Genomic DNA, 609 nt, shown 5'->3' on the forward strand with positions numbered 1-609 from the left:
GAGATCGGAAAGCCCCTTTACGGTGGGATTCAGAGCTTACGTTGGTTTTTGGTTCCATTGCTCCCCAAACCCCGTAATCGAACCGCCGATCGAGGTGCCGGACGGCCCTCCCCTCCCCTCTTTAGCCATTCATCTTGGCCGCACCAAAACGACGGCCGGCGAGCAGGACAACGTCGTCTATCTCACAGGCCGGCCTGTCGAGGCGTTGAATGCCTGGCTGGCGGCCGCCAGGATCGACAAGGGCAGCGTGTTTCGCGGGATCGGAAAATGGGGAACGGTTTCCAAACGGGCGCTAGATCCACAGTCGGTCAATGCAATCATCAAGCAGCGCGCCGAAATAGCAGGGTTGGAGGCAGGCCAGTTTTCGGCGCATGGTCTGCGGTCGGGCTATCTGACCGAAGCGGCCAACCGAGGCATTCCCCTCCCCGAGGCGATGGAGCAATCACGCCACCGATCGGTACAGCAAGCATCCAGCTATTATAACAGTGCTACACGCAGAAGCGGGCGAGCGGCCCGATTGTTGTAGATCGGGTCCCCTGTCAGAATTGCCAGGGCGAGATCAATTCGAGCCCTGTTGTCTCGAAATCTTTGAGGTTTCGGGTCGCCAAC

1 protein-coding gene is annotated in these 609 nt (G+C 59.1%); it reads left to right on the forward strand.

The genetic code is table 11. The features are described from left to right. Positions 1-526: tyrosine-type recombinase/integrase (locus T18_RS25590; protein ID WP_323455280.1), on the forward strand; the 526-nt coding region annotated here is incomplete at its 5' end. Positions 527-609 lie beyond the last annotated feature (83 nt).

Source organism: Rhizobium sp. TBD182 (assembly GCF_001950375.1).
In the GTDB taxonomy this organism is placed as follows: domain Bacteria; phylum Pseudomonadota; class Alphaproteobacteria; order Rhizobiales; family Rhizobiaceae; genus Agrobacterium; species Agrobacterium tumefaciens.